This window comes from Streptomyces sp. NPDC093225 (genome assembly GCF_044753805.1).
GTDB lineage: Bacteria > Actinomycetota > Actinomycetes > Streptomycetales > Streptomycetaceae > Streptomyces.
In genome coordinates, this window is sequence record NZ_JBIVNX010000024.1 from 109,777 (window position 1) to 128,717 (window position 18,941).

Genomic DNA, 18,941 nt, shown 5'->3' on the forward strand with positions numbered 1-18,941 from the left:
GTGATCCGTACGACCGCCCTGCTCGCGGCCGCGCTCGTGCTCGCCCCGACCGCCGCCCGACCCGCCGACGGGCCGCGCCTGGCCGGCGCCGGCCAGTGCACGTTCCCGATGAAGAAGCAGATAGCGGGCCGGCCGTGGCCCCTCCAGCGCGTCCTGCTCGACCAGCTGTGGCAGGACACCAAGGGCAAGGGCGTCCGCGTCGCCGTCATCGACACCGGCGTCGACCGCGTCAACCCCCAGCTGCGCGACGCCGTCGACACCACCGCCGGCCGCGACTTCCTCGACAAGGGCAAGGACGGCACCGACGACCAGGTCGGCCACGGCACCAAGGTCGCCGGCCTCATCGCCGCCCGCCCGCGCGAGGGCACCGGCTTCGTCGGCCTCGCCCCCGAAGCCACGATCATCCCCGTCCGCCAGAACGACGACCGCAACAGCGGCACCGCCGCCACCATGGCCGAGGCCATCGACCACGCGGTGGCCAAGGGCGCCCAGGTCATCAACATCTCGCAGGACACCGACAAGCCCCTGCCGCCGGCCTCCGCCCTCGCACAGGCCGTGGCGCGGGCGATCGGCAAGGGCGTGGTCATCGTCGCCTCGGCCGGCAACGACGGCCTCACCGGCGAACAGAAGAAGACCTACCCGGCCGCCTTCGACGGCGTCCTGGCCGTGGCCTCCTCCGACCGCAACAACGAGCGCGCCGCGTTCTCCCAGCCCGGCCCCTTCGTCGGCGTGGCCGCGCCCGGCGTGGACATCGTCTCCACCGTTCCCGGCAACGGCCAGTGCGTCGACAACGGCACCAGCTTCTCCGCCCCGTACGTCGCCGGTGTCGCGGCCCTGCTGCGCGCCAAGCACCCCGACTGGACCCCGCGCCAGATCGTCGCCCAGATCGAGCAGACCGCCGTGCGCTCGGTCAACGGCCACGACGACTTCGTCGGTTGGGGCGTGGTCGACCCGGTGCGCGCCCTGACCGAGGACGAGGACCCGCGCGAGTCCCCGACCCCCGACCCCGGACCGGCCCCCGCCGCGGCCCCCGACGCCGCGCCGCTGTCCACCGCCGAGACGCGCCAGGAGCGCGAGGCCCGGTACGCCACGTACGCCCTGGCCCTCGCGGGGCTGCTGATCGCGGTCGTCGCGGGCACCGCGACGGTCACCAGGGACCTGCGCCGCCGACGCCGCGGACGGTAGCCGGCGGACGCGCCGCCCGAGCGACTGCCGTACGGAACTTTGCAGTCGGCGAACACGCGGCGCCCGCGGACCGTCACCCTGGGCCATCAGGGGTACTTGTTGGGCCTGTCCTATGAAGTGGCTAGAGTGGCAAGCGACTTCACAGAAGTAATGACGGGAGTGCACCGACCATGGCGTTCAACCTCGCAGTCGACGACGCGAAGAAGCAAAAGCTCGCCGACGAGATCCTGAGCTACCACACCGAGCTGTCGAACCGGATCACCCGGCTCAACGACGTGGTCGACCGGATCCAGGAAGGCTGGGAAGGCGCCGCCAGCCAGGAGTACGACGTCCTGCAGCGCGGGGTGAACGACCACCTGCGGAAGATCAAGCAGAAGCTCCAGGAGCTCGAGGACGCCATGCGCATGAGCGTCAAGGGCTTCACCGCCGAGGAGCAGCAGCGCATCGCGGAGATCCGCCGCGTCAACGACAGCGACGGCGAGCCGGCGCACAGCGCGATCCTCGACATCTGAGCCGTCCGCCCCGCCCCGCCCTGCCGCAGCCGCATTCCCACGGGAGAAGACCGACATGTCCTTCGCAGTCAACTACGACACCGTCGCCACCGCCGCCGATGACGTCCGCACCACCAGCCACAAGCTGTCGGAGGAGCTGGACCAGCTGATGGCCCAGGTCCGTACCGTCGCCGAGTCCTGGGAGGGCGAGGCGAAGACCTCGTACCTGGAGATCCAGCAGGTCGTCAGCACCGAGATGGCCGGCATGAACAACAAGCTCGGCACCATCGCCCGCCTGCTCGACAACTCCCTCGTCGGCTACCAGGACACCGACCGGGGCAACGCCGCGCGCTTCCGCATGGTCTGAGCGCCCCGCGCGCACCCGCACCACCCGGAAGGGGCCCCGCCGCCGAGCAGCGCGGGCCCCTTCCGGCGCGTGCGGCGACCGGGCCACGCGGCGAGCAGGCGGGGCGTACGCGTCGCCGCCGTCCGCGGGGCGCGGCGGACCCGTCACCGCTCCTCGAGGTCGAACTCCCCGTCGCGGGCGCCGAGGACGAACGCCTCCCACTCCGCCTCCGTGTACCGCAGCACGGTGCCCGGATCCAGCGAGGACCGCATCGCCACGGCCCCGCCGGGCAGGTGCGCGATCTCCACGCGCTCCTCGTGCTCCTCGGTCCCGGGGGCGCTCAGCCACTCCACCCCCGAGATGTCCAGGGCGTACAGCTCGTCCTTCTCACGTGCGTCGGCCATCGGCGCCTTCCTCTCGGGCGTGCGGGGGAGCGGTCGTACGAACAGCCCTGCCGCGGATCGTACTTGTCCGCCTCCGCCCGCGTCAGCGATCCGCCAGCCAGCCCAGCTGGACGAGTGACTGCCCGCGCTTGCGCGAGACGAACACGCCCCGGCCCGGCGGCAGCGCACGCGCCCGCACCCCGCCGAGGACGTCCCCCTCGTTGCGGTCGCCGGAGAGCACCACGCCCTGCGCCCCGAGCTCCTTGACCCGCTGCAGGAACGGCTCGTACGCGCCCCGGGAGGCGCCCGCCGTACTGCGCGCCACGATGAAGCGCACGCCCACGTCCCGGGCGAACGGCAGGTGCTCCACCAGCCCCGCCATGGGACTGCCCGCCTGCGTGGCCACCAGCTCGTAGTCGTCCACGATCACGAACAGCTGCGGACCCGTCCACCAGCTGCGGTCGCGCAGCTGCTGCGGCGTGACGTCCGGCTTGGGCGCCCGCCGGCCCATCACCGTGGCCACCGCCTCCATGTGCGTCTGCATGGACGACGCCATCGGCGCGTACTCCAGCAGGTGCGAGGGGGCCACCGCCTCCAGCATCGTGCGCCGGTAGTCGCCCACCACGATCCGCGCCTGGTCCGGGGTGTACCGCTCCGCCAGCTGCTTGGCGATCAGCCGCAGCAGGGCCGTCTTGCCCGCCTCGCCCTCGCCGAACACCAGGAAGAACGGATCGGTCTCGAAGTCGACGAACACCGGCTCCAGGTCCGTCTCGTCGATGCCGATCGCGATGCCCCGCTCCGGGAACTCGAAGCCCTTCGGCAGCCGGTCGGCCGGCAGCGTGCGCGGCAGCAGCCGTACCGCGGGCGCCCCCGGACCGGCCCAGCCGGCCCGTACGGACGCCACGAACGCGGCGGTCGCCTCCGACAGCCCCTCGGCGCCGGTCCGCCCGTCCACCCGCGGCAGCGCGGCCATGAAGTGCAGCTTCTCCGGTACCTGGCCGCGGCCCGGCGCGCCCGTCGGCACGTTCGCCGCCACCTTGCGGTCGAACTCCGAGTCCATCGGGTCGCCCAACCGCAGCTCGAGCCGGCCCAGGATCTGGTCCTTCAGCGCCGCCCGCACCTCCATGTAGCGGGAGGCCGTCAGCACCACGTGCACGCCGTAGCCCAGCCCGCGCGCCGCGACGTCCGCGACCACCGGCTCCAGGTGCTCGTAGTCGGCCCGGAACGCGCCCCAGCCGTCCACCAGCAGGAACACGTCGCCGAACACCTCGCCCGGCAGCTCCCCGGCCGCCCGCCGGCGCCGGTACGTGGCCATCGAGTCCACCCCGTGCGCCCGGAAGAACTCCTCCCGCCGCGCCAGCACCCCGGCCACCTCGGCGACCGTGCGCCGCACCCGCTCCGGATCCAGCCGCGAGGCCACCCCGCCCACGTGCGGCAGCTCCGCCACCGACGCCAGCGAGCCACCGCCGAAGTCCAGCGCGAAGAACTGCACCTCGTGCGGGGTGTGCGTGACCGCGAACGCCGACACCAGGCTCCGCAGCAGCGTCGACTTGCCCGACTGCGGACCGCCCACCACCATCAGGTGCCCCGCCGCCCCCGAGAAGTCCCGGTACAGCACCTCCCGGCGCTGCTCGAACGGCTTGTCGACGAGCCCCAGCGGGACCACCAGACCGCCCGGCCGGGTGTACCCCGCCGCGTGCAGACCCCGCTCCGCCGACGGCGCGAGGCCCGGCAGCAGCTGGTCCAGCGGCGGCGCCTCGTCCAGCGGCGGCAGCCACACCTGGTGGGCAGGTACGCCCTGCCCCTCCAGCCGCCGCACGATCACGTCCAGCACCGTGTCGGCGAGCGCGTCGTCCCCGCGCGCCGCCTCCTCCGCCAGGTACGCCGGGTCCGGCGCCGCGTACACCACCGGCACCGGCGCCGCCGTGAACAGCGCGGGGCGCCGCTCCACCGGGAACCGGCCCACCGACAGCTCCGGACCGGCCGCCCGGTAGGTGCCCGACACGTACGCCGCCTTGAAGCGCGTCATGTCGTCCGTACCGAACTTCAGGTAGCCCGAACCCGGCACCGGCGGCAGGTGGTAGGCGTCCGGCACGCCGATCGCCGTGCGCGACTCCGCCGCCGAGAACGTCCGCAGACCGATCCGGTACGACAGGTACGTGTCCAGACCGCGCAGCTTGCCCTCCTCCAGGCGCTGCGAGGCCAGCAGCAGGTGCACGCCCAGCGACCGGCCGATCCGGCCGATCTGGATGAACATGTCGATGAAGTCCGGCTTCGCGGTCAGCAGCTCGCTGAACTCGTCGATCACCAGCACCAGCGAGGCCAGCGGCTCCAGCGGGGCGCCGGCCGCCCGGGCCTTCTCGTAGTCGTGGACGTTGGCGTAGTTGCCCGCCGAGCGCAGCAGCTCCTGGCGGCGCTGCAACTCGCCGCGGATCGAGTCGCCCATGCGGTCCACGAGCGTCAGGTCGTCCGCCAGGTTCGTGATGACCGCCGCCACGTGCGGCATCTGCGCCATGCCCGTGAACGTCGCACCGCCCTTGAAGTCGGCGAGCACGAAGTTCAGCGTCTCCGAGGTGTGCGTCACCGCGAGCCCGAGCACCAGCGTGCGCAGCAGCTCCGACTTGCCCGAACCCGTCGCGCCCACGCACAGCCCGTGCGGGCCCATGCCCTCCTGCGCGGCCTCCTTCAGGTCCAGCATCACCGGCGCGCCGTCCTCGCCCACGCCGATCGGCACCCGCAACCGCTCGCCCGCCGACCGCGGCCGCCAGGTGCGCGCCACGTCGACCTGCGCCGCGTCGCCCAGGTTCAGCAGGTCCGTGAAGTCCAGGTTCGCCAGCAGCGGTTCGTCCTCGTCGCCGCCGCCCGTGCGCAGCGGCGCCAGCTGCCGCGCCAGCGCCTCCGCCGCCGGCAGCGACAGGGCGTCCGGTACGCCCTCGTACGCCATCCCGGCGCCCGATTCCAGCCGCAGCCGCCCGGGCCGTACGCGGACGGACAGGCCGCCGCGCGGCTCCTCCAGCTCGCCCGGCACGACCTCGACGATCGTCACGCCCTGCAGGCCCTCCGCCGCCGCGAACACCGAGTCCTGCGGCACCGAACCGCCGTCCAGCACCACCAGCACGTGCGGCTGGTCCAGCACCGGCTGCACGTCACGGCTGAACCGCGGCCGGCCGTCCAGTCGCCCCGCCAGCAGCCGCTCCAGCTCGCCCAGGTCGTCGCCGAACAGCCGCTTCGTACCGGCCCCGTCGACCTGCCCGGGCAGCTGCGCGTGCGGCAGCCACTTCGTCCAGTCCCACTCCGGCACCGCGCCCGGGGCCGCGACCACGGCCACCATCAGGTCCTCGGGGGAGTGCAGCGTCACCAGCTGCGCCACCAGCGCCCGCGCCGCACCCCGCACCGACTCAGGCTCGCCGGAGACCGTCACGTGGTAGAACGCCCGCAACGAGACGGCCATCGGCAGCCCGTCCAGGTACGAGTGCACCGCCAGGAAGCGCTGCATCGCCCCGGCCGTCAGCGGCTCCAGCTCGTCCACCGGAGCCGTCTCCGGCGCCACCAGCGGCGTCGCCAACCGCTGCGCGCCCAGCCCCAGCCGCACCTGGCCGAAGTCCGCGTCCCCGACGCGCCGCTCCCACACCCGCGAGCCCTCGGCCACCACCGACCACAGCTGCTCGGGAGCCGGGTGCAGGTACAGCTGCGCGTCGCGCTGCGCCCGCGCGGTGCGCCGCACCTGACGGCGCGTCTGCGCCAGGTACTTGAGGTAGTCCCGCCGCACGTCGGCCATTTGCCCCTGCGCACCGCGCCGGAACCGCACGATCTGCGCGACCACCATGGCCACCGTGGACACCAGCATCAGCACGCCCATCACCCGCATGAACGGGTGCGCGTTCGGCATGAAGAAGAACACCACCGACGAGCCCATGCCCAGCAGCGGCAGGAGCTGCATCAGCATGCCCTCCTGCTGCCCGCGCGGCAGTTCGGGAGGCGCCTGGAGCGGCAGCTCGTCCGACGGGACCTCGGGCGGCAGCGCCCGCGGCGGGCGCTTGACGACGATCTGGCTCACCGGAGCATCAATCCCTTGACAACGGACGGGACGTCATCCGGCGCCCCCACGGCCCTCCTTGCCGGCCCACCCCAAGGGGCGGCGACGGCGCTGGTGATCCTACTGGCCGACGGTCACACCACCGCCCGGTAGGGTGGCGCGCGCACCGCCCGCGCAGCGTGCGCAACCGCGAACCAGGGGGTTACAGGTGAGTACGGCCGCATCGACCGGTTTCTGCAGGGTCACCGTCGTGGCCCCGGACAGCCGCATCGACGTAGCGCTCCCCGAGGACATCGCCGTCGCCGACGTCTACCCGGAACTGCTCCGGCTGACCGGCCAGACGCAGCCCGTCGGCACCCCGACCGGCTACCACCTCGTACGCCGCGACGGCACCGTCCTCGACGGCGCCCGCACCCTGGCCTCCCAGCAGGTGCTCGACGGCGAGGTGCTCTCGCTGCGCCCGTTCGCCGAGTCCCTGCCGCCCGCCGTCTTCGACGACGTCTCCGACGCCGTCGCCGCGGCCGTCGTCCGCGACCGGCACCGCTGGAGCGACGACCTGCTGCGCGGCGCGGGCCTGGCCGGCGCCGTCGTCCTGCTCGTGCTGCTCGGCTTCGTCCTCTGGTACGCCGACCCGGTGCGCCACGACATGCACGGCCTGCCCGGCATCGTCGCGGGCGCCGCCGGCCTCCTCCTGACCGCCTTCGCCGGGGTGCGTGCCCGCGTCTACGACGACCGCGGCGCCGCCGTCGCCCTCGGCCTGGGCGCCCTGCCCCTCCTGCTCATCGCCGGCTCGGGGATCGTCGCGCCCGCCACCGGCGAGGGCCCCGGACGGCTGCAGTTCCTGCTGGGCTGCGCCTGCGTCCTGACCGCCGCCGTCGCCCTGGTGGCCCTCACCCCCAGCGGCGACGCGCCCTTCGTGGCGGCCACCTTCCTCGCCGCCACCGGCACGCTCGCCACCTTCGCCGCGATCCTCGCCGACGCCTCCGCCACCGCGACGGCCGCCGTCTGCGCCCCCGCCGCCATCGGCCTGGTCGCCTTCCTGCCCGGCCTGTCCGCCCGCTTCGCCCGGCTGCCCATCGGCTACGCCGCCCCGCGCGGGGCCTCCGACGGCTACGACACGCCCGAGGCGGACCCGGCCGCGGCGGACGTCGCCGCCCCGGTCGACGCCGACCGGGTGGCCGCCCAGGCCCGCCGGGGCCACGAGATGCTCCTCGGCCTCGTCGCCGGCTCCAGCGCCGTCGTGATCGGCTCCGCCGCCGTCCTCGGCTTCTCCGACGACACCTGGGGCAAGCCGCTGGCCCTCGCCGCCGGCCTGGCCATGCTGCTGCGCGCCCGCCTCTTCCGCTACACCTCCCAGGTCGCCTGCACCCTCGTCGCCGGCCTCGCCGCCCTCGCCCTGCTCGTCCTCGGCATGGCCCTCAACCCCCCGCACGACCTGCTCCGCGAGCTCCTCGTGTACGGCGACCGCGGCCCGCTGGACCTCCGCACCACCTGGCTGTCCGCCTCCGTGGCCGCCGGCGCCGCGCTGCTCACCGCCGTCGGACTGGTCATCCCGCGCAAGGGTCTGTCACCCTTCTGGGGGAGGCTGCTCGACCTGGCCGAGGCCGCCGTCCTGCTCTCGCTGGTCCCGCTGGCGCTGGCCGTCCTGGACGTCTACTCCGCCGCCCGGTCCCTGACCAGCTGAAACGCCCTGACCAGCGGGAACGCGCCGGGCCCGTAACCCGGCAGCGGCGCCGTCCCACGTACTGGTACGCTGTGTGACGGCCGTTTGTGTACGCGTCCCCGGTCGAACAGCCCGGGGCCGGCGTCCGGCGGACCCGCCTCCCGAGTCACGGAAGCTCCCCAGAGATGCAGACCTGGGGCACTCGGAGGCAATCGGAACCCCAAGAGGAGCAAGCGTGGCTCTCGACGCCGCTGTCAAGAAGCAGATCATGGCCGAGTTCGGTACCAAGGAGGGCGACACCGGCTCCCCCGAGGTCCAGGTCGCGATGCTCTCCCGCCGCATCTCGGACCTGACCGAGCACCTGAAGGCCCACAAGCACGACCACCACTCCCGTCGTGGTCTGCTGATCCTGGTCGGCCAGCGCCGCCGCCTCCTGCAGTACCTGGCCAAGAAGGACATCCAGCGCTTCCGTACGCTGGTCGACCGCCTCGGCATCCGCCGCGGTGCCGCCGGCGCCAAGTAAGACGCTGTGAAGGGAGCGGTTCCCACTCTTAGGGGGCCGCTCCCTTTGCTGTACGTGCGGGACGTACCGGACGCTTTGTAGTCTGGTCGCACACGCGACAACTGAAGAGGAGGAGCGCCCTCCATACGCACGCCGGTCCTCGGTAGTGGCATCCGGAGAGCCCGCGGGGCCCCGTACCGGGTGCTTCGATCGAAGACCGGCCCGCACCCAGGAGCGCTTCTCCAGAAACCGTCCCCCACCACACGGGTGGAGGACGGAGACGACGAAAATGGAGAAAACGCTAGTGGAGAACGAGACCCACTACGCCGAGGCCGTCATCGACAACGGCTCCTTCGGCACCCGCACCATCCGCTTCGAGACGGGCCGCCTGGCCCGCCAGGCCGCCGGCTCCGCCGTCGCCTACCTGGACGACGACACGATGGTGCTCTCCGCGACCACCGCGTCGAAGAAGCCCAAGGACCAGCTCGACTTCTTCCCCCTGACGGTGGACGTCGAGGAGCGCATGTACGCCGCGGGCAAGATCCCCGGCTCCTTCTTCCGTCGTGAGGGCCGCCCCTCCGAGGACGCGGTCCTCACCTGCCGCCTGATCGACCGCCCGCTGCGCCCGTCCTTCAAGAAGGGCCTGCGCAACGAGATCCAGGTCGTCGCCACCGTCATGGCGCTCAACCCCGACCACCTGTACGACGTCGTCGCGATCAACGCCGCGTCCGCGTCCACCCAGCTGGCCGGTCTGCCCTTCTCCGGCCCGATCGGCGGCGTCCGCGTCGCGCTGATCAAGGGCCAGTGGGTCGCCTTCCCGACGCACACCGAGCTCGAGGACGCCGTCTTCGACATGGTCGTCGCGGGTCGCACCCTCGAGGACGGCGACGTCGCGATCATGATGGTCGAGGCCGAGGCCACCGACAAGACCATCCAGCTCGTCAAGGGCGGCGCCGAGGCCCCGACCGAGGAGATCGTCGCGGCCGGCCTCGAGGCCGCCAAGCCGTTCATCAAGGTCCTCTGCAAGGCCCAGGCCGACCTGGCCGCCAAGGCCGCCAAGCCGGTCGCCGAGTTCCCGGTCTTCCTGGACTACCAGGACGACGTGTACGCCGCCCTCTCCGACGCCGTCCGCGGCGAGCTCGCCCAGGCGCTCACCATCGCCGGCAAGCAGGAGCGCGAGGCCGAGCTGGACCGCGTCAAGGAGCTGGCCGCCGAGAAGCTCCTCCCGGCCTTCGAGGGCCGCGAGAAGGAGATCTCCGCCGCCTACCGCTCCCTGACCAAGGCCCTGGTCCGCGAGCGCGTCATCAAGGACAAGGTCCGCATCGACGGCCGCGGCGTGACCGACATCCGCACCCTGGCCGCCGAGGTCGAGGCCATCCCGCGGGTCCACGGCTCCGCCCTGTTCGAGCGTGGCGAGACCCAGATCCTGGGCATCACCACCCTCAACATGCTCCGCATGGAGCAGCAGCTGGACACCCTCTCCCCGGTGACCCGCAAGCGCTACATGCACAACTACAACTTCCCGCCGTACTCCGTCGGTGAGACCGGCCGCGTGGGCTCGCCCAAGCGCCGCGAGATCGGCCACGGCGCGCTCGCCGAGCGCGCCATCGTGCCGGTGCTGCCGACGCGCGAGGAGTTCCCGTACGCGATCCGCCAGGTGTCCGAGGCCCTCGGCTCCAACGGCTCGACGTCCATGGGCTCGGTCTGCGCCTCCACCATGTCGCTGCTGAACGCCGGTGTGCCGCTCAAGGCCCCCGTCGCCGGCATCGCCATGGGCCTGATCTCCGAGGACATCGACGGCCAGACGCACTACGTCGCCCTGACCGACATCCTCGGTGCGGAGGACGCCTTCGGCGACATGGACTTCAAGGTCGCCGGCACCAAGGAGTTCGTCACCGCCCTCCAGCTCGACACCAAGCTGGACGGCATCCCGGCCTCCGTCCTGGCCGCGGCCCTCAAGCAGGCCCGCGACGCCCGCCTCCACATCCTCGACGTGATGATGGAAGCGATCGACACCCCGGACGAGATGTCCCCGAACGCCCCGCGGATCATCACCGTCAAGATCCCGGTGGACAAGATCGGTGAGGTCATCGGCCCCAAGGGCAAGATGATCAACCAGATCCAGGAGGACACCGGCGCCGAGATCACGATCGAGGACGACGGCACCATCTACATCGGTGCCGCCGACGGCCCGGCCGCCGAGGCCGCCCGCGCCACGATCAACGGCATCGCCAACCCGACCATGCCGGAGGTCGGCGAGCGCTACCTGGGTACGGTCGTCAAGACCACCACCTTCGGTGCCTTCGTCTCCCTGCTCCCGGGCAAGGACGGCCTGCTGCACATCTCGCAGATCCGCAAGCTCGCCGGTGGCAAGCGCGTGGAGAACGTCGAGGACGTGCTCGCGGTCGGCTCCAAGGTCCAGGTCGAGATCGCCGAGATCGACCAGCGCGGCAAGCTCTCCCTCATCCCCGTGATCGAGGGCGAGGACGCCTCTGAGAACAAGGACGACTCCGACAAGTGACGTCGCGCAGTTCCCGTGTGACGGCCCGCCCCTCTTCGGAGGGGCGGGCCGTCGCCCGTACCCAAACCCTCCTCCAGGGCGAGAACGGCATCGGCACCGTCCGCCGCACCGTCCTGCCCGGCGGACTGCGCGTCGTCACCGAGACGCTGCCCTCCGTCCGCTCCGCCACCTTCGGCATCTGGGCCCACGTCGGCTCCCGGGACGAGACGCCCACGCTCAACGGCGCCACGCACTACCTGGAGCACCTCCTCTTCAAGGGCACCAAGAAGCGGTCCGCCCTCGACATCTCCGCCGCCATCGACGCGGTCGGCGGCGAGATGAACGCCTTCACGGCGAAGGAGTACACCTGCTACTACGCGCGGGTGCTCGACACCGACCTGCCGCTGGCCATAGACGTGGTCTGCGACATGCTCACCGGCTCGCTGATCCTCGAGTCCGACGTCGTCGCCGAGCGCGGCGTCATCCTCGAGGAGATCGCGATGACCGAGGACGACCCGGGCGACTGCGTGCACGACCTGTTCGCGCACACGATGCTCGGCGACACCCCCCTCGGCCGCCCGGTCCTCGGCACCGTCGACACGATCAACGCGCTCAGCCGGGACCAGATCGCCCGCTTCTACCGGAAGCACTACGACCCCCGCCACCTCGTCGTCGCCGCGGCCGGCAACGTCGACCACGCCAAGGTCGTGCGCCAGGTCCGCGCCGCCTTCGAGAAGGCCGGCGCGCTGAAGCACACCGACGCCGAGCCGATCGGCCCGCGCGGCGGCCACCGCCGCATCCGCGCCGCCGGCCGCGTCGAGCTGGTCAGCCGCAAGACCGAGCAGGCCCACGTGGTCCTCGGCGTGCCGGGCCTGGCCCGCACCGACGAGCGCCGCTGGGCGTTGGGCGTCCTGAACACCGCCCTCGGCGGCGGCATGTCCTCCCGGCTCTTCCAGGAGGTCCGCGAGAAGCGCGGCCTGGCCTACAGCGTGTACTCGTACACCTCCGGCTTCGCCGACACCGGCCTCTTCGGCGTGTACGCGGGCTGCCGCCCCAACCAGGTCCACGACGTCCTGCGGATCTGCCGCGACGAACTGGACAAGGTCGCCGCGGAGGGACTCACCGACGAGGAGATCAAGCGGGCCGTCGGCCAGCTCTCCGGCTCCACCGTCCTGGGGCTGGAGGACACCGGCGCCCTGATGAACCGCATCGGCAAGAGCGAGCTGTGCTGGGGCACCCAGATGTCGGTCTCCGACATGCTCTCCGCCATCGCCGCCGTCACCCCGGACGACGTCCGGGCCGTCGCGCGCGACGTACTGGCCCAGCGACCGTCCCTCTCGGTGATCGGCCCGCTCAAGGAGAAGCAGGCCGCCCGCCTCGACGAAGCGGTGGCCTAGCAGGACAAGCAGTGGCGCGACAGGCAGTGACGTACGTACGCGACGTAAGGAAGCGAACAACATGAGCAAGCTGCGCGTGGCCGTCCTCGGAGCCAAGGGCCGCATCGGCTCGGAGGCCGTCCGGGCCGTCGAGGCCGCCGAGGACATGGAACTGGTCGCCGCGCTCGGCAGCGGCGACAAGCTGGAGACGCTGGCCGAGGCCGGCGCACAGGTCGCCGTCGAGCTGACCACCCCCGCCTCGGTGATGGGCAACCTCGACTTCTGCGTGCGCCACGGCATCCACGCCGTGGTCGGCACCACCGGCTGGGACGAGGACCGCCTCGCGCAGCTGCGCACCTGGCTCGCCGGCTCCCCGGAGACCGGCGTGCTCATCGCGCCGAACTTCTCCATCGGCGCCGTCCTGACCATGAAGTTCGCCGCCCAGGCCGCCCGGTACTTCGAGTCGGTCGAGGTCGTCGAGCTGCACCACCCCAACAAGGTCGACGCCCCCTCCGGCACGGCCACCCGCACCGCCCAGCTGATCGCGGCGGCCCGCGCCGAGGCCGGCTGCGCCCCCATGCCCGACGCCACCGCCACCGCCCTCGACGGGGCCCGCGGCGCCGACGTCGACGGCGTCCCGGTGCACGCGGTCCGCCTGCGCGGGCTGCTGGCCCACCAGGAGGTGCTGCTCGGCGGCGAGGGCGAGACCCTGACCATCCGCCACGACTCCCTGCACCACAGCAGCTTCATGCCCGGCATCCTGCTCGGCGCCCGCCGCGTGGTGACCACTCCCGGCCTCACCTTCGGCCTGGAAAACTTCCTCGACCTCTGACCCGCTGAGGCCCACCCATGCGCGCGAAGCTCACCTACCTGCTCACGGCCGCCGTCCTGGTCGTCTACTTCGTCCTGGTCGGCAGCCGCGGCGTGCTGCTCATCCAGCACGGCACCGTGCTGACGGTGACCTTCGGCGTGGCCGTGCTGATCCTGCCGGTGATCGGCATCTGGTTCCTCTGGAAGAACACCCAGTTCGTGGCGCGCTCCAACCGCCTCGCCGCCGAACTGGACGCCCAGGGCGGCCTGCCGGTCGACGAGTTGGCCCGGGACGGGTACGGCCGGATCCTGCGGGACTCCGCCGACGAGGTCTTCGCGCGCCGCAAGGCCGAGACCGAGGACAGCCCCGACGACTGGCGCTGCTGGTTCCGGCTGGCCGTGGCCTACCACGACGCCCGCGACACCCCGCGGGCGCGCAAGGCCATGCAGCGGGCGATCGCGCTGCACGCGAAGAAGCCCGTCGGGGTCTGAGACCCGACGGGCTTCCAGGGGCCGGCTCCGCGGAGCCGGCCCTGCGTCGTTCGTGCGGCGGTGTCACGCCTCCGCGGGGGCCGGGGCGTACTCCGCGGCCCAGGCCTCCAGTGTGTCCGCGGCCCGGTCGAAGGCCTCGGTACGGGAGAGGAAGTCGGCGTTGTGGTCGGTCAGCAGCACCGGCAGCGCGGAACCCGAACGGCCCGCGGCCGTCAGCGCCTGGCCCTGCACCGTACGGGGCAGGCCCAGCCAGCGGACCGGCTGCTGGACGGTGCGGATCTCGGTGACCTCGGACCAGGCGACCGTACGGGTGCCGAAGAACGACACCCTGCGCAGGCCCGCGCGGCTCACCCAGACGCCGGCCCGCAGCATGCGCAGGGCCGAGCCGACCACCAGGAGCGCCGCTCCGAGGCACACCAGAGTGCCCGTCAGGGCACCGGCGAAGGCCACGATGACCGTGGCCAGCAGCATGAACGACCCCAGGAGCAGCAGCAGCGCGGCGGCCGCCACGCGCCAGGGGCCGGGCCGGTAGGGGCGCCGCCACTGGTCGTGGTCGGCGTGCGGCAGCGCCGCGTCGAACTCGTCGTGCGCGTCGAATGCGCTGTCCGAAGCCGTCAGGAAGGGCAGGGGCACGGCTGGTCCTCACTCACATGCACATTCGGTTGGGCTGTGCCGGTGAGGCTATCCAGCCCGTCAATGGCCTTCCACCCCAGGGGGGCCGGACGGCGTCAGCGGCCCTCGGAGGAGGCCGTGGACTGCTCGGCCCCGCCCGGCGTCTGCGGTTGCAGCGCGGGCATCCCGAAGAGCAGGGCGCCGACGAGACCGGCCACCACTGTGATCCCGACCAGACTACGGGCGGCGATCTGCCCGAGGCCCGGACGCTCGCGCGGCGGGGGAGTGACGTTACTGCGGAATCGGTCGGCCTCGGCGACGAAGGCGAACGGGACGGACTCGCGCCGGCGGAACATCGGGCGGCATCTCCTCACGGGTGGGGCGGGGCGGACGTACGGAAACGACCTTGCTGTGAGGTAGGACGCACGAACGGCCCCCCGGGTGCCCCTTATCGGCAAATTCGACGAATTCCGTCCCGTGGCCCGCCGGCCGGCCGGCCACCGGGTCGGCGGTCCGGCGTTGTCCGTCGTGCCCCGTAGAGTGGGCGCCGCCCCTGGCCACGTACTGGAAGGACCCTTCGCCGGTGAGCGAGACCCCCGCACCCGACCTGAAACCCAGCTTCCGCAGCGACGTCACCGTGGAGCTGGTCAAGCACGCGGCCACGGACAGCGACGTGCTGTGGGCCGCGCGCGTGTCGACGGCCGGCGAGCAGTCCCTGGACGAGCTCCAGAAGGACCCCGAGCGCTCGAAGGGTCTCATCAACTACCTGATGCGGGACCGCCACGGCAGCCCCTTCGAGCACAACTCGATGACCTTCTTCATCAGTGCGCCGATCTTCGTGTTCCGCGAGTTCATGCGGCACCGCGTCGGATGGTCGTACAACGAGGAATCCGGCCGCTACCGGGAGCTCCAGCCGGTGTTCTACGTGCCGGACGAGTCCCGCAAGCTGGTCCAGGAAGGCCGCCCGGGCAAGTACGTGTTCGTCGAGGGCACCCGGGCGCAGCACGAGCTGGCCGGCCGCGCCATGGAGGACTCGTACCGTCAGGCGTACGACGCCTACCAGGAGATGCTCGCCGCCGGCGTCGCCCGCGAGGTGGCCCGCTCGGTGCTGCCGGTCGGCCTGTACTCCTCGATGTACGCCACCTGCAACGCCCGCTCGCTGATGCACTTCCTCGGCCTGCGCACGCAGCACGAGCTGGCCGCCGTGCCCTCGTTCCCGCAGCGCGAGATCGAGATGGTGGGCGAGAAGATGGAGCAGCACTGGGCCGGGCTGATGCCCCTCACCTACGCCGCGTTCAACAAGAACGGCCGCGTCGCGCCGTAACGTACCCATGTACGACGGATCGGCTGAAGTGTCCGTATTGCGACGTTTCGTGAAGTTCATCTAGGCTGATCAAACGGACCCGGCACTGCTTGAACCCCCGAGCAGGCAGTGCCGGGATCCAACAACCCACACGGCCGCCACTGGGAGGTCCCTCCTACACGTCCCCCCAAGGGGGCACCGCGGGCAGAGCAGCGAGTAGCGTGTTACCCATGGCTCCGATCTCCACTCCGCAGACCCCCTTCGGCAGGGTCCTCACCGCGATGGTCACGCCCTTCACGGCCGAGGGTGCGCTCGACCTCGACGGTGCTCAGCGACTCGCCGCCCACCTCGTCGACGCAGGCAACGACGGCCTGATCATCAACGGGACCACCGGCGAGTCCCCCACCACCACCGACGCGGAGAAAAACGACCTCGTACGAGCCGTGCTCGAGGCGGTCGGAGACCGGGCCCACGTCGTCGCCGGCATCGGCACCAACGACACCCACCACAGCATCGAGCTGGCCCGCCAGGCCCAGGCCGCCGGCGCGCACGGCCTGCTCGCCGTCACGCCGTACTACAACAAGCCCCCGCAGGAGGGCCTGGTCCGGCACTTCTCGGCGATCGCCGACGCCACCGAGCTGCCCGTCATGCTCTACGACATCCCCGGCCGCAGCGGCGTCCCGATCGACACCGACACCCTCGTCCGGCTCGCCGAGCACCCGCGCATCGTCGCCAACAAGGACGCCAAGGGCGACCTCGGCCGCGCCAGCTGGGCCATCGCCCGCAGCGGCCTCGCCTGGTACTCCGGCGACGACATGCTGAACCTGCCGCTGCTCTCCGTGGGCGCCGTCGGCTTCGTCTCGGTCGTCGGCCACGTCGTGGCCCCCGACCTGCGTGCCATGCTCGACGCGCACCTGAGCGGCGACGTGCAGAAGGCCACCGAGATCCACCAGAAGCTGCTGCCCGTCTTCACCGGGATGTTCCGCACCCAGGGCGTCATGACCACCAAGGCCGCGCTCGCCCTCCAGGGCCTGCCCGGCGGCCCGCTGCGGCTGCCGATGATCGGGCTCACCGAGGCCGAGACCGCCCAGCTCAAGGTCGACCTCGCCGCCGGCGGGGTACAGCTCTGACACCAGACTTCACAACTGAACAGCAAGACCACACAAGTCAACAGCAAGTGCACGATTGTCATGCGCGCCACGTGCCCAGGAGGTACGTGGCGCGTGTGGTGAGGAGAGACTTTTGAGCCATCCGCATCCGGAACTCGCCGCGCCTCCGCAGCTCCCCGAGGGCGGCCTCCGCGTCACCCCGCTCGGCGGCCTCGGTGAGATCGGCCGCAACATGACCGTCTTCGAGTACGGCGGCCGCCTGCTCATCGTCGACTGCGGCGTCCTCTTCCCCGAGGAGGAGCAGCCGGGCGTCGACCTGATCCTGCCGGACTTCACGTCCATCAGGGACCGCCTGGACGACATCGAGGGCATCGTGCTCACGCACGGCCACGAGGACCACATCGGCGCCGTCCCGTACCTGCTGCGGGAGAAGGCCGACATCCCGCTCATCGGCTCCAAGCTGACCCTGGCCCTCATCGAGGCCAAGCTCCAGGAGCACCGGATCCGCCCCTACACCCTCGAGGTGGCCGAGGGCGACCGCGAGAACCTCGGCCCGTTCGACTGCGAGTTCATCGCCGTCAACCACTCCATCCCGGACGCCCTGGCCGTCGCCATCCGCACCCCCGCGGGCATGGTCGTGCACACCGGCGACTTCAAGATGGACCAGCTCCCGCTGGACAACCGCCTGACCGACCTGCACGCCTTCGCCCGGCTGAGCGAGGAGGGCATCGACCTCCTCCTCACCGACTCCACGAACGCCGAGGTCCCGGGCTTCACCCCGCACGAGCGGGACATCTCCAACGTGCTGCGCACGGTCTTCGCGAACGCCCAGAAGCGGATCATCGTCGCTTCGTTCGCGAGCCACGTGCACCGCATCCAGCAGATCCTCGACGCGGCGCACGAGTACGGCCGCCGCGTGGCCTTCGTCGGCCGCTCGATGGTCCGCAACATGGGCATCGCCCGCGACCTGGGCTACCTCAACGTGCCCGGCGGCCTGATCGTCGACGTCAAGACCCTCGACGACCTGCCCGACCACGAGGTCGTCCTGGTGTGCACGGGCTCGCAGGGCGAGCCCATGGCCGCGCTGTCCCGCATGGCCAACCGCGACCACCAGATCCGGATCGTCCCGGGCGACACCGTGATCCTGGCGTCGTCCCTGATCCCGGGCAACGAGAACGCGGTCTACCGCGTGATCAACGGCCTGACCCGATGGGGCGCCAACGTGGTCCACAAGGGCAACGCCAAGGTCCACGTCTCGGGCCACGCCTCCGCGGGCGAGCTGCTGTACTTCTACAACATCTGCAAGCCGCGGAACCTGATGCCGGTCCACGGTGAATGGCGCCACCTGCGTGCCAACGCCGAGCTGGGCGCCCTCACCGGCGTCCCGAAGGACCGCATCGTCATCGCCGAGGACGGCATCTGCGTCGACCTGATCGACGGCAAGGCGCGCATCAGCGGCAAGGTCCAGGCTGGCTACGTGTACGTGGACGGCCTCTCGGTCGGCGACGTCACCGAGAGCTCGCTCAAGGACCGCCGCATCCTCGGCGACGAGGGCATCATCTCGGTCTTCGTCGTGGTGGACAGCACCACCGGCAAGGTCGTGGGCGGACCGAACATCCACGCCCGCGGCTCCGGCATCGAGGACTCCGCGTTCTCCGCGGTCGTCCCGAAGATCGAGGAAGCCATCGCCCGGCAGGCTGCCGACGGGGTCCTCGAACCCCACCAGCTGCAGCAGCTCATCCGCCGCACGGTGGGCAAGTGGGTCTCCGACGGCTACCGCCGCCGCCCGATGATCCTCCCCGTGGTGGTCGAGGTCTGACGGACGTCGTCCTTACGGCCCAGGAGCGGGGCCCCCGATTTGCATCGGGGGCCCCGCTCCAGTACGTTTACGGCTCTACCCCAGAAAGACCGACGGCACAGTCGTGTGCCCGAACTGGTCCGGAGGGGGTGGGAATTCAGACCAGGGAAACCTGATAGAGTCTGAAACGCCGAAAGGGAAAAGCCCCCCGAGAGGGAAACGGGCCGGAACCGGAAAGCACCGAGGAAATCGGATCGAGAAAAGATCTGATAGAGTCGGAAACGAAGGAAGCGCCCGGAGGGCCCGGAAACGGGAACAAAGGAAGCGACCGCACC

Annotated in this window: 16 protein-coding genes; 12 read left to right on the forward strand and 4 right to left on the reverse strand. The window is 71.7% G+C overall.

What is annotated here, in order from left to right; all coding sequences use genetic code 11:
• The 3 genes from mycP (at position 1) to ACIQCH_RS22325 (ending at position 2,043) form a co-directional block, all read left to right on the forward strand.
• Positions 1 to 1,185 (forward strand): type VII secretion-associated serine protease mycosin, encoded by a 1,185-nt coding sequence (mycP, locus tag ACIQCH_RS22315; RefSeq protein ID WP_402583360.1) that lies wholly within the window; start codon positions 1 to 3, stop codon positions 1,183 to 1,185.
• 170 nt (positions 1,186 to 1,355) lie between these two features.
• Positions 1,356 to 1,697 (forward strand): WXG100 family type VII secretion target, encoded by a 342-nt coding sequence (locus ACIQCH_RS22320; RefSeq protein ID WP_402583362.1) that lies wholly within the window; start codon positions 1,356 to 1,358, stop codon positions 1,695 to 1,697.
• Positions 1,698 to 1,752: 55 nt separating this feature from the next.
• Positions 1,753 to 2,043, forward strand: a complete 291-nt coding sequence (locus ACIQCH_RS22325; RefSeq protein ID WP_030195416.1) for a WXG100 family type VII secretion target — start codon at positions 1,753 to 1,755, stop codon at positions 2,041 to 2,043.
• 143 nt (positions 2,044 to 2,186) lie between these two features.
• Here the strand turns inward: ACIQCH_RS22325 and ACIQCH_RS22330 are convergent, their stop codons facing one another.
• Positions 2,187 to 2,426, reverse strand: coding sequence for a DUF397 domain-containing protein (locus ACIQCH_RS22330; protein WP_402583364.1), 240 nt, complete (start codon positions 2,424 to 2,426; stop codon positions 2,187 to 2,189).
• Positions 2,427 to 2,508: 82 nt separating this feature from the next.
• Positions 2,509 to 6,462: a type VII secretion protein EccCa gene (gene eccCa, locus ACIQCH_RS22335; protein WP_402583366.1), complete on the reverse strand. Its 3,954-nt coding sequence runs from the start codon at positions 6,460 to 6,462 to the stop codon at positions 2,509 to 2,511.
• Between the two features lie 187 nt (positions 6,463 to 6,649).
• Between eccCa and eccD the strand changes: the two genes are divergently transcribed.
• From eccD to ACIQCH_RS22365, 6 genes are all read left to right on the forward strand, one after another.
• On the forward strand, positions 6,650 to 8,125 hold the full coding sequence (gene eccD, locus ACIQCH_RS22340) for a type VII secretion integral membrane protein EccD (RefSeq protein ID WP_402583368.1): 1,476 nt from the start codon (positions 6,650 to 6,652) through the stop codon (positions 8,123 to 8,125).
• Positions 8,126 to 8,339: 214 nt separating this feature from the next.
• Positions 8,340 to 8,627: a 30S ribosomal protein S15 gene (rpsO, locus tag ACIQCH_RS22345; RefSeq protein WP_402583370.1), complete on the forward strand. Its 288-nt coding sequence runs from the start codon at positions 8,340 to 8,342 to the stop codon at positions 8,625 to 8,627.
• Positions 8,628 to 8,910: 283 nt separating this feature from the next.
• Positions 8,911 to 11,127 (forward strand): polyribonucleotide nucleotidyltransferase, encoded by a 2,217-nt coding sequence (locus tag ACIQCH_RS22350; RefSeq protein ID WP_402583403.1) that lies wholly within the window; start codon positions 8,911 to 8,913, stop codon positions 11,125 to 11,127.
• Positions 11,124 to 12,503 (forward strand): M16 family metallopeptidase, encoded by a 1,380-nt coding sequence (locus ACIQCH_RS22355; protein WP_402583372.1) that lies wholly within the window; start codon positions 11,124 to 11,126, stop codon positions 12,501 to 12,503. Before ACIQCH_RS22350 ends, ACIQCH_RS22355 begins: the two co-directional genes overlap by 4 nt.
• Positions 12,504 to 12,564: 61 nt before the next feature.
• On the forward strand, positions 12,565 to 13,314 hold the full coding sequence (gene dapB / locus ACIQCH_RS22360) for a 4-hydroxy-tetrahydrodipicolinate reductase (protein ID WP_402583374.1): 750 nt from the start codon (positions 12,565 to 12,567) through the stop codon (positions 13,312 to 13,314).
• Between the two features lie 17 nt (positions 13,315 to 13,331).
• The gene (locus tag ACIQCH_RS22365; RefSeq protein WP_402583376.1) at positions 13,332 to 13,784 is read left to right on the forward strand and encodes a hypothetical protein; all 453 of its coding nucleotides are present in this window, start codon (positions 13,332 to 13,334) and stop codon (positions 13,782 to 13,784) included.
• Between the two features lie 63 nt (positions 13,785 to 13,847).
• On the opposite strand, the gene ACIQCH_RS22370 is transcribed toward ACIQCH_RS22365, so the two are convergent.
• Positions 13,848 to 14,417: a PH domain-containing protein gene (locus tag ACIQCH_RS22370; RefSeq protein ID WP_402583377.1), complete on the reverse strand. Its 570-nt coding sequence runs from the start codon at positions 14,415 to 14,417 to the stop codon at positions 13,848 to 13,850.
• A 95-nt stretch (positions 14,418 to 14,512) separates the two neighbouring features.
• Positions 14,513 to 14,752, reverse strand: a complete 240-nt coding sequence (locus ACIQCH_RS22375) for a hypothetical protein (RefSeq protein ID WP_030195437.1) — start codon at positions 14,750 to 14,752, stop codon at positions 14,513 to 14,515.
• Positions 14,753 to 14,979: 227 nt separating this feature from the next.
• Here ACIQCH_RS22375 and thyX point away from each other — a divergent pair, with 227 nt between their 5' ends.
• From thyX to ACIQCH_RS22390, 3 genes are all read left to right on the forward strand, one after another.
• Entirely contained in the window at positions 14,980 to 15,720 is a 741-nt protein-coding gene (thyX, locus tag ACIQCH_RS22380) for an FAD-dependent thymidylate synthase (RefSeq protein ID WP_402583379.1), read from the forward strand.
• Positions 15,721 to 15,929: 209 nt separating this feature from the next.
• Positions 15,930 to 16,829 carry a 4-hydroxy-tetrahydrodipicolinate synthase gene (gene dapA / locus ACIQCH_RS22385; protein ID WP_402583380.1) on the forward strand — a complete coding sequence of 300 codons (900 nt, stop codon included), beginning with the start codon at positions 15,930 to 15,932 and terminating at the stop codon, positions 16,827 to 16,829.
• 112 nt (positions 16,830 to 16,941) lie between these two features.
• Positions 16,942 to 18,627 carry a ribonuclease J gene (locus tag ACIQCH_RS22390; protein WP_402583382.1) on the forward strand — a complete coding sequence of 562 codons (1,686 nt, stop codon included), beginning with the start codon at positions 16,942 to 16,944 and terminating at the stop codon, positions 18,625 to 18,627.
• The last annotated feature ends 314 nt before the right edge of the window (positions 18,628 to 18,941 follow it).